The organism is Paenibacillus sp. FSL H8-0122 (assembly GCF_038005345.1).
Classification (GTDB): domain Bacteria; phylum Bacillota; class Bacilli; order Paenibacillales; family Paenibacillaceae; genus Paenibacillus_AQ.
The window spans coordinates 7,482,355-7,496,828 of record NZ_JBBOTB010000001.1 but is presented as its reverse complement, the minus strand read 5'-3'; the positions used below and the strand labels follow the sequence as shown (position 1 = coordinate 7,496,828).

Annotated in this window: 10 protein-coding genes and 1 other annotated feature (1 of these 11 running past the window's edge); all 10 genes read right to left on the bottom strand. The window is 48.9% G+C overall.

Features of this window, described 5'->3' with window-relative positions; translation table 11 throughout:
• Nucleotides 1–2: 2 nt before the first annotated feature.
• Nucleotides 3–1,193: an elongation factor Tu gene (tuf, locus tag NSS64_RS32190; RefSeq protein WP_036721850.1), complete on the bottom strand. Its 1,191-nt coding sequence runs from the start codon at nt 1,191–1,193 to the stop codon at nt 3–5.
• Between the two features lie 108 nt (nt 1,194–1,301).
• Nucleotides 1,302–3,380, bottom strand: a complete 2,079-nt coding sequence (gene fusA / locus NSS64_RS32185) for an elongation factor G (protein WP_076081734.1) — start codon at nt 3,378–3,380, stop codon at nt 1,302–1,304.
• 47 nt (nt 3,381–3,427) lie between these two features.
• Nucleotides 3,428–3,898 carry a 30S ribosomal protein S7 gene (gene rpsG / locus NSS64_RS32180; RefSeq protein WP_020427074.1) on the bottom strand — a complete coding sequence of 157 codons (471 nt, stop codon included), beginning with the start codon at nt 3,896–3,898 and terminating at the stop codon, nt 3,428–3,430.
• A 45-nt stretch (nt 3,899–3,943) separates the two neighbouring features.
• A complete protein-coding gene (gene rpsL, locus NSS64_RS32175; RefSeq protein ID WP_036721853.1) occupies nt 3,944–4,363 on the bottom strand; it encodes a 30S ribosomal protein S12 in 420 nt (139 codons plus the stop codon).
• A gap of 134 nt (nt 4,364–4,497) precedes the next feature.
• Nucleotides 4,498–4,749 carry a ribosomal L7Ae/L30e/S12e/Gadd45 family protein gene (locus NSS64_RS32170; protein ID WP_036692367.1) on the bottom strand — a complete coding sequence of 84 codons (252 nt, stop codon included), beginning with the start codon at nt 4,747–4,749 and terminating at the stop codon, nt 4,498–4,500.
• 179 nt (nt 4,750–4,928) lie between these two features.
• On the bottom strand, nt 4,929–8,540 hold the full coding sequence (gene rpoC / locus NSS64_RS32165) for a DNA-directed RNA polymerase subunit beta' (RefSeq protein WP_076081733.1): 3,612 nt from the start codon (nt 8,538–8,540) through the stop codon (nt 4,929–4,931).
• 113 nt (nt 8,541–8,653) lie between these two features.
• Nucleotides 8,654–12,199, bottom strand: a complete 3,546-nt coding sequence (gene rpoB / locus NSS64_RS32160; RefSeq protein ID WP_341142733.1) for a DNA-directed RNA polymerase subunit beta — start codon at nt 12,197–12,199, stop codon at nt 8,654–8,656.
• A 425-nt stretch (nt 12,200–12,624) separates the two neighbouring features.
• On the bottom strand, nt 12,625–13,221 hold the full coding sequence (locus tag NSS64_RS32155; RefSeq protein WP_341142732.1) for a class I SAM-dependent methyltransferase: 597 nt from the start codon (nt 13,219–13,221) through the stop codon (nt 12,625–12,627).
• Nucleotides 13,222–13,357: 136 nt separating this feature from the next.
• On the bottom strand, nt 13,358–13,717 hold the full coding sequence (gene rplL, locus NSS64_RS32150; protein WP_036721862.1) for a 50S ribosomal protein L7/L12: 360 nt from the start codon (nt 13,715–13,717) through the stop codon (nt 13,358–13,360).
• A 63-nt stretch (nt 13,718–13,780) separates the two neighbouring features.
• A complete protein-coding gene (rplJ, locus tag NSS64_RS32145) occupies nt 13,781–14,284 on the bottom strand; it encodes a 50S ribosomal protein L10 (RefSeq protein WP_340946733.1) in 504 nt (167 codons plus the stop codon).
• Between the two features lie 64 nt (nt 14,285–14,348).
• Nucleotides 14,349–14,474: a sequence feature (ribosomal protein L10 leader region), on the bottom strand; it runs 28 nt beyond the window's last position.

Here is a 14,474-nt window from a genome sequence, read left to right as displayed (position 1 = left end):
AATTATTTCTGGATAGAAGCTACGGAACCGGCACCAACTGTACGTCCGCCTTCGCGAATGGAGAATTTAGTACCTTCTTCAATAGCGATTGGGGAGATCAGCTGAACAGTTACGGTGATGTTGTCACCAGGCATAACCATTTCAGTACCTTCTGGCAGGTTGATGATGCCAGTTACGTCAGTTGTACGGAAGTAGAACTGTGGACGGTAACCAGTGAAGAATGGTTTGTGACGTCCGCCTTCTTCTTTAGTCAGAACGTAGATCTGTGCAGTGAACTCAGTGTGTGGCTTAACGGAGTTCGGCTTAGCCAATACTTGGCCACGCTCGATGTTGTTACGGTCAACACCACGCAGCAATGCGCCGATGTTGTCGCCAGCTTGAGCGGAATCAAGCAATTTGCGGAACATTTCCACGCCAGTAACTACAGACTTCTTAGTTTCTTCGTGAATACCAACGATTTCGATTTCTTCTCCGACTTTAACTGTTCCGCGTTCTACGCGACCAGTTGCCACAGTACCGCGGCCAGTGATGGAGAATACATCTTCGACAGGCATCAAGAAAGGCTTGTCAGTCTGACGTTCTGGAAGCGGGATGTATGTGTCGATCGTTTCGAACATTTCAACGATCTTCTGTGCATACTCGCCATCAGGGTTCTGCAGAGCTTCACGAGCAGATCCACGAACGATTGGAGTGTCATCGCCTGGGAAGTCGTATTCGCTAAGCAGATCGCGAACTTCCATTTCAACCAATTCAAGCAACTCTTCGTCCTCAACCATGTCGCATTTGTTCAGGAATACAACGATGTAAGGAACGCCTACTTGACGGGACAGCAGGATGTGTTCACGAGTCTGTGGCATAGGGCCGTCAGCTGCGGATACAACCAGGATTGCTCCGTCCATTTGCGCTGCGCCAGTGATCATGTTTTTAACATAGTCGGCGTGTCCAGGGCAGTCTACGTGAGCGTAGTGACGGTTAGGAGTTTCATATTCAACGTGAGCGGTGGAGATAGTGATACCGCGTTCGCGTTCTTCAGGAGCCTTATCAATTTGGTCGAATGCTACAGCAGCACCACCGTATTTTTTGGACAATACAGTTGTGATTGCAGCAGTCAGAGTTGTTTTACCATGGTCAACGTGACCGATAGTACCGATGTTAACGTGCGGTTTGTTACGTTCAAACTTTGCCTTTGCCATTTGAACAGTTCCTCCTTATTGTGGGGTCCATATATTTGAGCCGTCCGCCTATTTGCAGTTCTAAGGTGACTTATGTGTTATACCCGGACGGCAAGTTAAAAATCAAGCTTATTCTCCGCCTTTGTTCTTGGCTACGATTTCTTCAGCAATGGATTTAGGTACTTCTTCATAGTGAGAAAGCTCCATTGAGAATACGCCGCGTCCTTGAGTACCGGAACGGAGTGTTGTGGAGTATCCGAACATTTCGGACAAAGGCACCTTCGCACGGATAATTTGCGCTCCACCACGGGAATCCATACCTTCGATTCTACCGCGACGGGAGTTCAGCATACCCATTACATCGCCCATGTATTCCTCAGGAACAGTTACTTCCACTTTCATGATTGGCTCAAGCAATGCAGGTTGACATTTGTCTTTTGCAGCTTTAAGCGCCATCGAACCGGCAATTTTGAACGCCATTTCGTTGGAGTCAACATCATGGTAAGAACCATCTACGATGGTAGCTTTAACGTCAACAAGCGGGAAGCCTGCAATAACGCCGTTCTTCATTTGCTCTTCAATACCGGCAAGTGCAGGAGCGATGTATTCTCTAGGTACAGAACCACCGACAACTTTACTTTCGAATTGGCTGCCAGTACCTGGCTCGAGAGGTTCAAATTCAACCCATACGTGACCGTACTGACCGCGACCGCCGGATTGGCGAACAAACTTGCCTTCTACGCGGGCAGATGCCTTGAACGTTTCGCGGTAAGCAACCTGCGGTTTACCCACATTGGTTTCTACTTTGAATTCACGACGCATACGGTCGATGATGATGTCCAAGTGAAGCTCACCCATACCTGCCAGGATGGTTTGGCCTGTTTCTTCATCAGTGTGAGCACGAAGAGTAGGATCCTCTTCAGTCAACTTTCCGAGAGCAACACCCAGTTTATCTTGGTCAGCTTTGGTTTTTGGCTCGACTGCGATTTCGATAACCGGATCTGGAAAGTTCATGGATTCCAGAATGATCGGATGTTTCTCGTCGCAGAGTGTATCGCCTGTGCTAGTGTCCTTCAGACCAACGGCTGCCGCGATATCACCAGCGTAAACGATGGAGATTTCTTGACGGCTGTTCGCATGCATCTGCAGGATACGCCCAATACGCTCACGTTTGCCCTTAGTAGCGTTAATTACATAAGAACCTGATTCCAGGATACCGGAGTATACACGGAAGAACGTGAGTTTACCAACATAAGGGTCTGTCATGATCTTAAATGCCAGGGCACCGAATGGCTCTTCATCCGAAGGATGACGTTCCGCTTCTGTTCCATCCTCCAGATGACCCGTAATAGCCGGTACATCCAAAGGTGAAGGCAAGTAATCAACAACAGCATCCAGCATAAGCTGAATCCCTTTGTTCCGGTAGGAAGAGCCGCAAATTACTGGGAAAATTTTAACTTCAACTACGCCTTTGCGCAGAGCAGCTTTGATTTCCGGAATAGTAATTTCTTCGCCTTCCAGGTACTTCATAGTCAGATCTTCATCAAGTTCAGCAACTTTCTCGATCAGCTCGAGACGCAGTTCCTCAACCTTTGCCAAATATTCTTCCGGAATATCCGTAACTTCAATATTTTGGCCCAAATCATCTCTGAACATATGTGCTTTTTGCTCAACGAGGTCGATGATACCTGCGAAATCATTTTCTGCACCGATTGGCAGTTGAATAGCAACTGCATTGGCTTGAAGACGATCACGCATAGTTTCGATTACGTTAAGGAAATCCGCACCGATAATGTCCATTTTGTTCACATATGCGATCCGTGGTACGTTGTAACGGTCAGCCTGTCTCCATACGGTTTCAGACTGAGGCTCTACGCCCTCTTTCGCACTAAATACTCCAACTGCCCCATCCAATACACGCAGGGAACGTTCAACTTCAACGGTGAAGTCAACGTGTCCTGGGGTATCAATGATATTGATGCGGTGACCTTTCCATGCAGCAGTTGTAGCAGCGGAAGTAATCGTGATTCCGCGCTCTTGTTCTTGTTCCATCCAGTCCATTGTAGCAGCACCCTCGTGAACTTCACCGATTTTGTGCGTACGGCCTGTGTAGAATAGAATCCGCTCAGTGGTAGTAGTCTTACCAGCATCAATATGTGCCATGATCCCGATATTACGTGTATTTTTTAAGGAGAACTCTCTTGCCATGAAATGGATCTCCTTTCAAAATAGAAGTTATTTGAACGACTGCAATCCTACCAGCGGTAGTGAGCAAACGCTTTGTTCGCTTCAGCCATCTTGTGTGTATCTTCACGTTTCTTAACGGAAGCACCTGTGTTGTTGGAAGCATCGATAATCTCAGCCGCCAAACGCTCTTCCATAGTCTTCTCACCGCGGTTGCGCGAGTAGTTTACAAGCCAACGTAATCCCAAAGCAGTACGTCTTTCAGGTTTAACCTCAATAGGTACTTGGTAGTTAGCACCGCCGACACGACGAGCTTTAACTTCCAATACAGGCATGATATTCTTGATGGCAGCTTCGAAAACTTCCATCGGCTCTTTACCTGTACGTTCTTGAATCAACTTGAACGAATTGTACAAAATGCTTTGAGCGACACCTCTTTTACCACCCAGCATAATACGGTTGATCAAACGAGTAACCAACTTGCTATTATACAATGGATCTGGCAATACATCTCTTTTAGTAACTGGACCTTTGCGTGGCATGGATATCCCCCTTTCTTATATGGTTATTATGCTGATAAGCTCATCTTATTTCTTGACTTTAGGACGTTTCGCACCATACTTGGAGCGAGCCTGCATCCGGTTAGCAACACCTGCAGTATCCAGTGCGCCACGAACGATGTGGTAACGAACTCCTGCAAGGTCCTTAACTTTACCTCCGCGCAGCAATACTACACTGTGCTCTTGAAGGTTGTGTCCGATACCCGGAATGTAAGCAGTCACCTCAAGACGGTTCGTCAGACGAACACGGGCATACTTACGAAGTGCTGAGTTTGGTTTACGTGGAGTCATTGTGCCTACACGAGTGCATACACCGCGTTTCTGCGGAGCGCTCAAATTTGTAGCCTCACGCTTGAGGGCGTTGAACCCTTTTTGAAGAGCGGGAGATTTGGATTTTTCGATTTTGGCTTGACGGCCTTTACGAACCAATTGATTGATAGTTGGCATGTTGTGCCACCCCCTTCCTGAAATGATAGTCAATTTACAAACATTAAGTCCACAGACCCAGGTGGTTCATAAAAAGACAAATGAAAAGTCCTTGCTGCCGAAGTGTACCCCGGTACAAAAACGTTCTCTTGCTGCTATTGTTTTAAGACGGCTGCCATCGCAGCACCAACTTCTATACCGCAGGCCTTGCCCAAATTCAGCATCGTGTCCACATAAGTGACCTTCACACCTTGTTTGTTGCAAAGCATTACAATTCTGGAAGTAAGCCGTTGATCTCCGTCCTCTGCCACATAGACTTCTGCGGCTTGGCCCAACTCCACCGCCTTGACGGTTTGCTTGGAACCGATCTTGACCTGAGCATCCTGTAACCCTCTGTCATCAGTCATGAAAATCATTACCTCCACTGAATAAGAATGACAAGACTACTCACGCACCTTAGACATATTAGCATCCTCAGCACATGATGTCAAGAAAAACGACAATAAATTTATTAATAATCACAGCAGACAGCCGCGTCACGCCAGATTTCTGCGTCACGCGGATACTGCTTGCCATGAGTATTCAATTATTCAGCGGGTACCGGCTCTAAAGCTTCTTCATTGCTTTCAGCATTCGGATCGCTCAGCTTCACATTACGGTAACGATTCATGCCTGTACCTGCAGGAATCAGCTTACCGATGATTACATTCTCTTTCAGACCGAGCAACTTATCCACTTTACCCTTAATAGCTGCATCTGTTAAGACGCGGGTAGTTTCCTGGAAGGATGCCGCAGACAGGAACGAATCAGTTTCCAGGGAGGCCTTGGTGATCCCGAGCAGAACCGGTTTGGCGACTGCTGGTTCATTTCCGGCAAGAATGGCTTCCTTGTTGGCTGCTTCATATTCATGAATATCCGCAAATGCACCCGGCAGGAGACTGGTATCTCCAGCATCGATAATGCGGATTTTGCGCAGCATCTGCTTGATCATAACTTCAATGTGCTTATCATTGATTTCAACGCCCTGGTTACGGTATACACGCTGTACTTCTTGCAGAATGTAGTTCTGTACCCCGCGGATCCCTTTGATACGCAGCATTTCTTTAGGGTCAATTGAACCGTCTGTTAATTCATCGCCGGCCTCAATCTCCTGGCCTTCGCTGACACGCAGACGGGAGCCGTAAGTGATGGAATACGTTTTGGACTCTGCTTCACCCTGGACTTCGATTTCGCGGCGGTCCTTGGTTTCACGGATTTCCTTAACTACCCCGTCAATCTCACTGATTGTAGCCTGACCTTTAGGGTTACGGGCTTCAAACAGCTCCTGGATACGCGGCAAACCTTGCGTAATATCGTCTCCGGCTACACCACCGGTATGGAACGTACGCATGGTAAGCTGTGTTCCCGGTTCACCGATGGATTGTGCGGCAATAATACCGACAGCTTCCCCGATTTCCACGAATTTACCTGTTGCCAGGTTACGTCCGTAGCACTTCTTGCAGACACCGTGACGGGCACGGCAGCTGAGTACAGAGCGGATCTGCAGCTTGGTAACGCCAGCATTCACGATTTCTTCAGCCTTATCCGAGTCAATCAGATCGTTACGGTGAACGATGATTTCCTTCGTCTCAGGATGACGGACGGTCTCGAAGGAATAACGGCCTTCAATACGGTCGTAGAGATCCTCAATGACTTCCTTGCCATCCTGAATCCGGCTAACCATGAAGCCTTTATCAGTACCACAATCTTCTTCACGGACAATAACATCCTGCGCTACGTCAACCAGACGGCGTGTCAGGTACCCGGAATCCGCTGTACGCAGCGCTGTATCGGCCAGACCTTTACGCGCTCCGTGAGTGGAGATAAAGTACTCGAGGACGGTTAGGCCTTCGCGGAAGTTCGCTTTGATTGGCAATTCAAAGATTCGGCCCGAAGGTGTTGCCATCAGACCACGCATCCCACCGAGCTGGGTGATCTGCGATTTGTTACCACGCGCCTTGGAGTCGACCATGAGCATGATGGAGTTGAAGCGGTCCATTGATTTAAGCAATACGTTAGTCAGATCATCCTTGGTCTTCGACCAAATCTCGATAACGCGGTCATACCGCTCATCATTGGTAATCAGACCACGGCGGTATTGATTCGCAACCACATCAACCTTAGCTTCGGATTCCTTAAGAATGGTAGCTTTTTCCTCAGGCACGATAACATCCGATACGGCAACCGTAACACCGGAACGTGTAGAGTACGTAAAGCCGAGTTGCTTAATTTTATCCAGAATCACTGAAGTCTTGGTGGTGTGATACGTCTCAAAGCAGCGGGCGATAATGAGGCCCAGATATTCCTTACCTACAGCACTGGCTTCCGGAGCTGCCATGATCAGTTCGCGGACATCCGCACCCTTTTCATAGATGAAGTACTTCTCAGGAGTTCCCTGCAGCAGGTTAGTTTTGGTAGCTTCGTTGATATACGGGAAGCTGCTTGGATAGATTTCGTTGAAGATAATCTTACCCACAGTAGTGATCAGCAGAGCATTCTGCTGCGCTTCTGTGAAGCTGGTTTTACCCAGAGCCTTAACAGGAATAGCAACACGTGCATGCAGACCTGCAGTTCCGCGCTGATAAGCAGAGACCGCTTCATTCACGTTACGCAGGATCATCCCGGTACCCTTTTCTTCCTTGTTGTCCATGGTCAGGTAGAACGTACCAAGTACCATATCCTGGGAAGGGGTAACGACCGGCTTGCCGTCCTTAGGGTTCAGGATGTTACCGGACGCCAGCATGAGAATACGGGCTTCAGCTTGAGCCTCAGCGGACAGAGGAACGTGTACCGCCATCTGGTCACCGTCAAAGTCGGCATTGTAAGCCGTACATACGAGCGGGTGAAGACGGATCGCGTGACCTTCTACCAGAATCGGTTCGAACGCCTGGATACCCAGTCTATGCAGCGTAGGGGCACGGTTCAGCAGAACCGGATGCTCTCTGATTACCTCTTCAAGCACATCCCATACTTCAGGACTTACGCGCTCAACCTTACGCTTCGCGCTCTTTATGTTGTGGGCTAGCCCTTTGTTAACCAGTTCTTTCATTACAAACGGCTTGAACAGCTCCAGTGCCATCTTCTTAGGAAGACCGCATTGGTACATCTTCAGGTAAGGTCCTACGACGATAACCGAACGGCCGGAATAGTCAACACGTTTACCGAGCAAGTTCTGGCGGAAACGTCCCTGTTTACCTTTCAGCATATGGCTGAGCGATTTGAGCGGACGGTTACCTGGTCCTGTTACAGGACGGCCGCGGCGGCCGTTGTCAATCAGCGCATCTACAGCTTCCTGAAGCATCCGTTTCTCATTCTGAACGATAATGTCAGGCGCGCCGAGATCCAGCAGTCTTTTCAGACGGTTGTTCCGGTTAATTACACGGCGGTACAGGTCATTAAGGTCAGACGTAGCGAAACGGCCGCCATCCAGCTGAACCATTGGACGAAGCTCCGGAGGGATAACCGGGAGTACATCCATGATCATCCAGTCAGGCTTGTTGCCGGAGTTGCGGAAGGCCTCGATGACTTCCAGACGTTTGATTGCCCGGTTGCGGCGCTGGCCTTGAGCGGTACGCAGCTCTTCTTTGAGGAATTCCAGTTCTTTATCGATGTCGATATCCTGAAGCAGCTTTTTGACAGCTTCTGCACCCATGCCGGCCTGGAATCCGTAGCCATATTTCTCACGGTAGCTGCGGTATTCTTTCTCGGACAACAGCTGCTTCTTCTCCAGCGGAGTTTCCCCTGGATCAGTTACAACATAAGATGCAAAGTAGATAATCTCTTCGAGCGATCTAGGAGACATATCCAGCGCCAGACCCATACGGCTTGGAATACCTTTGAAATACCAGATATGAGATACAGGAGCTGCCAGTTCGATGTGGCCCATACGTTCGCGGCGGACTTTAGCGCGGGTAACTTCCACGCCGCAGCGGTCGCACACTACGCCCTTATAACGGACGCGTTTGTATTTACCACAGTGACATTCCCAGTCCTTTTGCGGTCCAAAAATACGTTCGCAAAAGAGACCCTCTTTTTCCGGTTTCAATGTACGATAGTTAATGGTTTCCGGTTTTTTAACTTCTCCGCGGGACCAAGAACGAATTTTTTCCGGGGAAGCGAGCCCGATTTTCATAAATTCAAAATTGTTAACGTCCAACAAGGAGCAACCCTCCTTAACCTATATCCTGATTTAGTACCACTGCCCTCTCTTGACGCTGAAGTCAACAGAGGGCATGGTCCTTTGTGTAATGAAATTAGTGGCTTGCTGATGAACTACTCTATGCCGACTTCTGCGCCTTCCAAATTGAGGCTCAGCTTATCGCCTGACGTCTCGTCCTCATCGTCCAGTTCCTTCATCTCGATCTCCTGCTCGTCACCGCTGAGGATTTTGACATCCATCCCGAGCGACTGCAGTTCCTTGATCAATACCTTGAACGATTCCGGCACACCCGGTTCTGGAACATTTTCACCTTTGACAATGGATTCGTACGTTTTCACACGGCCGACCACATCATCGGATTTCACGGTCAAAATCTCTTGCAGTGTATACGCCGCGCCGTAAGCTTCAAGCGCCCACACTTCCATCTCCCCGAAACGCTGTCCGCCGAACTGAGCTTTACCGCCCAGTGGCTGTTGTGTAACGAGTGAGTAAGGACCTGTAGAACGGGCATGAATCTTATCGTCAACCATGTGCGCGAGCTTGATCATGTGCATGACGCCGACAGTAACCTCACGCTCGAAGCGCTCGCCTGTACGTCCGTCATACAGCACAGTCTTACCATTACGCTGCATACCGGCTTCTTCCATCGTATCGAACACGTCATACTCGCGGGCTCCGTCGAATACCGGAGTAGCCACGTGGATACCCAGACGCAGTGCAGCCATACCAATATGGACTTCAAGCACCTGTCCGATGTTCATACGCGAAGGAACGCCCAGCGGGTTCAGGACAACCTGTACCGGCGTACCGTCAGGAAGGAACGGCATATCTTCTTCTGGTAGGATACGGGCAACGACACCCTTGTTACCGTGACGTCCGGCCATCTTGTCACCTTCAGAAATTTTACGTTTCTGGGCGATGTAGACACGAACCAGCTGATTCACGCCAGGAGGCAGCTCATCGCCGTTCTCGCGTGTGAATACTTTGACGTCAACGATAATACCATCACTACCATGCGGAACGCGCAGGGAGGTATCACGAACTTCACGGGCCTTCTCACCGAAGATCGCGTGCAGCAGGCGTTCTTCAGCAGTCAGCTCAGTTACACCCTTCGGAGTAACCTTACCTACCAGAATATCGCCGGCATTGATTTCCGCACCGATACGGATAATTCCGCGCTCATCCAGATTGCGGAGCGCCTCTTCACCGACGTTAGGAATATCACGTGTGATCTCTTCAGGTCCGAGCTTCGTATCACGGGCTTCGGATTCGTATTCCTCGATGTGGATCGAAGTGTATACATCTTCCTTCACCAGCTTCTCACTCAGCAGGATCGCATCCTCGTAGTTGTAGCCTTCCCAAGTCATGAACGCAACGACTACGTTGCGGCCAAGCGCAAGTTCGCCCATTTCTGTGGAAGGTCCATCTGCCAGGATGTCACCTTTTTTGACGATATCCCCACGTTTAGCCAATGGACGCTGGTTAATACAGGTACCCTGGTTCGAACGCATGAATTTGTGTAATTTATATTTAACGATATCGCCTTTGACTTCCTTGCCCTCAACTGCCTCAACACGGCGCAGCCAGATTTCATTGGCAGAGGAGCGTTCGATAATACCGTCATATTTGGAGACAATACATACGCCCGAGTCTTTAGCAGACTTATGCTCCATCCCTGTCCCTACAAGCGGAGCCTTAGGAATAAGAAGCGGAACGGCCTGACGCTGCATGTTCGATCCCATCAGTGCGCGGTTGGAGTCATCGTTCTCAAGAAACGGAATGAGCGCCGTTGCGACCGATACGACCTGTTTTGGCGAAACGTCCATGTAGTCTACACGGTTGCTAGGCATAGTAGTGATGTTGTCTGAATCCTTGTTGTAACGAACGATAACCTGGTCTTCCTTAAAGGAGCCATCCTCATCGATCAGTACATTCGCCTGTGCAACTACATAGTTATCTTCTTCATCGGCAGTCAGATAATCGATTTGCTCAGTTACCTTACCTGTCTTCGGATCTACCCAACGATACGGAGCTTCGATAAAGCCGTATTCATTGATGCGGGCGAAGGTGGACAAGGAGTTGATCAGACCGATATTCGGACCTTCCGGAGTCTCGATAGGACACATACGGCCATAGTGACTGTGATGGACGTCGCGGACTTCAAAGCCTGCGCGTTCACGAGTCAGACCGCCGGGTCCGAGTGCAGACAGACGGCGCTTATGCGTAAGCTCGGCAAGCGGATTCGTCTGATCCATGAACTGGGACAGCTGCGAACTGCCGAAGAACTCTTTGATGGATGCGATAACCGGGCGGATGTTGATCAGCGCCTGCGGTGTAATCGCATTGGCATCCTGAATCGACATTCTCTCGCGGACTACGCGTTCCATACGGGACAGACCGATCCGGAACTGATTCTGCAGAAGCTCACCTACAGAACGCAGACGGCGGTTACCCAGATGGTCAATATCATCCGTGTTGCCGATACCATGCAGCAAATTAATAAAGTAGCTGATTGAGGATATAATATCAGCCTGAGTAATATGCTTAACCGATTTATCAATGTTGCCATTGGCGATCAGTTTGATGATACGGCCTTCTTCGATTGGCGAGAATACGTCAATGGTCTGAAGCGGAATATCTTCGCTGTCCATTACACCGCCGGTTACACGGTAGTTTTTGGCAGCCATACTCTTCTCGAAATAAGGAATCAGCTCATCAAGCAGGCGGCGGTCCACCATTTGGCCGGATTCTGCCAGAATTTCTCCGGTAGATTCATCAACCAAAGGCTGTGCCAGACGCTGATTGAACAGACGATTCTTAATATGCAGCTTTTTATTGATTTTGTAACGGCCTACATTGGCCAAATCATAACGTTTCGGGTCAAAGAAACGTGCGACGAGCAAGCTCTTGGCATTATCAAGTGTAGGCGGTTCGCCCGGACGCAGACGCTCGTAGATTTCAATAAGCGCCTTCTCCGTGGAATCCGTGTTGTCTTTATCCAGCGTGTTGCGAATATATTCATCATTGCCAAGCAGTTCCAGAATTTCAGCATCACTGCCGAAGCCCAGAGCACGCAAGAGCACTGTTACCGGGATCTTACGAGTCCGGTCGATACGGACATACATGATGTCCTTAGCGTCGGTCTCAAGCTCCAGCCAGGCTCCGCGATTCGGAATTACTGTGGCGGTGTAAGTTTTTTTGCCGTTCTTATCCACTTTTGTGCTGAAATAGACGCTTGGAGAGCGAACCAACTGGCTGACAATAACCCGTTCCGCACCATTGATAATAAAAGTGCCGGTTTCCGTCATCAGAGGGAAATCTCCCATGAACACTTCCTGCTCTTTTACCTCACCGGTCTCCTTATTGATGAGACGCACCTTCACACGCAGAGGTGCTGCATATGTTACGTCCCGCTCTTTAGCGTCGTCAACCGTGTACTTCGGGTCACCCAGGCTGTAATCAATGAACTCTAGTACCAAATTCCCTGTGAAATCCTGGATCGGCGAGATGTCCTGGAACATTTCCCGCAATCCTTCCTCCAAAAACCAATCATAAGATTTTTGTTGGATCTCGATCAGGTTCGGGACCTCGAGTACCTCTTTAATTCTCGCATAGCTCCGCCGAGTGCGTCGACCATACTGAACAAGATGTCCTGCCAACTTTACTCACCCCTCATGTCTACTCACTTAAAAATTGATTGCGAACCCTTGTTTGGACCCGTATAATGGAACCATACCACAAGGACTCAGCCATAAATACAGAAAAGCCCCTTATCGAAATCTTTCGAAAAAAGAGCACATCTATCCACGGCCAAAATACTCCTTATCCAGTAGATTTGCCCAAAACGTGCGTATTATACGTCACCAGGCTACAGTTCATGCGCTATTATCTATTGCCCCGGCGACCTTCGCCGTGACAGGAACATAGAGAACGGAATTCGCAGAAACCTGCCGTGCGGCATGCGCTTACCGGGCAACAATATATCACTTGACATTTCAGCAAACTAAAGACATGGAGCCTAGCTTAATACTGACATTTTATAATAATACCACTACGGACATCGCATGTCAATGAGTATTATTATTTATTTCTGAGCTTTTAAGATTCTATAGCCCTTGTCTTTCCCTACTTCTTCTACCACCGCAAACATACTCTCCAGCTTGGCAACCGCCGACGGCGCACCCTGCTTCTTCTGAATGACAACCCACAGACAACCGCCCTCATTCAAATGATCATACGCCTGTTCAAAAATCGCATGCACTACGGCCTTCCCGGCACGAATCGGCGGGTTGGTTAGGATCACATCGAAGGCCTGCCCCTCTACTGCCGATAGCACATCACTTTCCATCACCGTAACATTGCGGATTCCATTATGCTGCGCATTCTCGCGGGCAAGCTCTACCGCACGGCTGTTGATATCAATCATCGTCACATGTCCCTTAGAAGCGAGTTGCGCCGCACTAATCCCTATAGGCCCGTAACCACAACCCACATCCAGTACCTTCGCATCCTCCGGAATCTCCATCGCCTCAATCAGAACACGGCTGCCATGATCAATATCTCCTTTAGAAAAAACACCGGCGTCGCTGGTAAAGCGGAGGCGTTTGCCTCTCAGCTCCGTATCGATGCTGCGTCTGTCATGACGCGCTTCCGGCTGCTGCGAGTAATAATGCTGCGACATACCATCCTCCCTTTCACGTTGAACTACATATACCTGCAAGGCTCCCTTATAGAGCAACCCCCTTGAACAAGTTCAAGGGGGTTGCGGAAACCGGAGAGAATGACTTCTGCTCCGGGGCAGTACCTATTGAATCAACTTATTTTACTTCTACAGCTGCGCCTGCTTCTTCCAATTTTGCTTTGGTAGCTTCGGCTTCTTCTTTGCTTACTTTTTCTTTGATTGCTTTTGGAGCGTTGTCTACAACTTCTTTAGCTTCTTTCAAGCCAAGACCTGTGATTTCGCGAACGATTTTGATAACGTTGATTTTGGAAGCGCCAGCGCTTGTCAAAATTACGTCGAATTCGGACTGTTCAGCTTCAACAGCTGCTACAGCGCCGCCAGCTGCTACTGGAGCTGCTGCAGTTACGCCGAATTCTTCTTCGATTGCTTTTACCAGGTCGTTCAGTTCCAGTACGCTCATGCCTTTAATTTCTTCTAAGATTGTTTCTTTGCTCATGATTGAACCTCCATTATATTTGAATTGGTTTGTGGTCTTGATTATGAAGCCAGAAGCAAAGGCTTACGCGCTTTGTTCTTCTTTCTCAGCAACAGCTTTAACTGCAAGCGCGAAGTTGCGCATTGGAGCTTGAAGCACGCTAAGCAGCATGGAGAGCAAACCATCGCGGGATGGCAGTTCAGCCAGTGCTTTCAGTTGGTCCGCATCGATAACTTTACCTTCTACAACGCCGCCTTTCAGTTTCAAAGCGTCGTTCTTCTTAGCGAAGTCATTTAGAATCTTAGCTGCTGCTACCGCATCAGTCTCGCTGAATGCGATCGCTGTAGGACCCGTCAGGACAGCGTCCAGATCAGTCAGCTCAGCTGCCGCAGTTGCACGGCGAAGCAATGTGTTCTTCAGGACTTGAAACTCAACGCCAGCTTCACGAAGCTGCTTACGCAGTTCAGTCACTTGCGATACGTTCAATCCGCGGTAGTCTGCAACAACAGTGGAGACACTGTTCTGCAGTTTGCTAGTAACAACATCAACCGCATCCTGTTTAGCTTGGATTACTTTTGCATTTGCCAATTATATACACCTCCTGAAAATTTATGTCACGGCGGTTATTCCGGAGAAACCCCGCCGTTCCTACGCAGGCATTAGAAAAGCCTCCGCAGATTCACGAAGGCTTGATAAAACGGAAAGTTAATCAGGCGAGCCTGGCACTTTTTGTTTCTATCACAACACCTCGGTAGGAAATTAAGCCCTACGGCACCTA